The sequence below is a fragment of the Flagellimonas olearia genome (genome assembly GCF_009184425.1).
GTDB classification, from domain to species: Bacteria; Bacteroidota; Bacteroidia; order Flavobacteriales; family Flavobacteriaceae; genus Flagellimonas; species Flagellimonas olearia.
Window position 1 is genome coordinate 1 of sequence record NZ_WELG01000072.1, and the last position, 408, is coordinate 408.

The window sequence follows — 408 nt, forward strand, 5'->3', positions numbered from 1 at the left end:
TCAATGAAAGAAAAAAACTTTTGGCCTTTAGGGATCATGAGTGTGCTTGTTCTTGGGCTTGGGCTTGTGGTGTTTTTGGTGGTGTTTGCCCTAAAAAATTCGCCTAAAAACGATTTAGTGTATTTTAAGGGCCATAACGAAGTGGATTTAAACTTTAACGCTATGCTTAAAACCTATGAAAACTTTAAATCCAATTATCGTTTTTTAGTGGGTTTAAATCCTCTCACAGAAGGCTCTAAAACCCCCATTTTGCCCTATTTTTCTAAAGGCACGCATGGGGATAAAAAACTCCAAGAAAACCTTTTAAAAAACGCTTTGATTTTGGAAAAATCCAACACGCTTCATGCGCAATTGCAACCGCTCAAACCCGCTTTAGATTCGCCAAATATTCAAGTGTATTTAGCGTTT

The 408-nt window shown here is 37.3% G+C and carries 1 protein-coding gene; it reads left to right on the forward strand.

What is annotated here, in order from left to right; translation table 11 throughout:
• A partial coding sequence (locus F8C76_RS19920; protein ID WP_211372188.1) for a hypothetical protein occupies nt 1-408 on the forward strand: 408 nt, incomplete at both ends.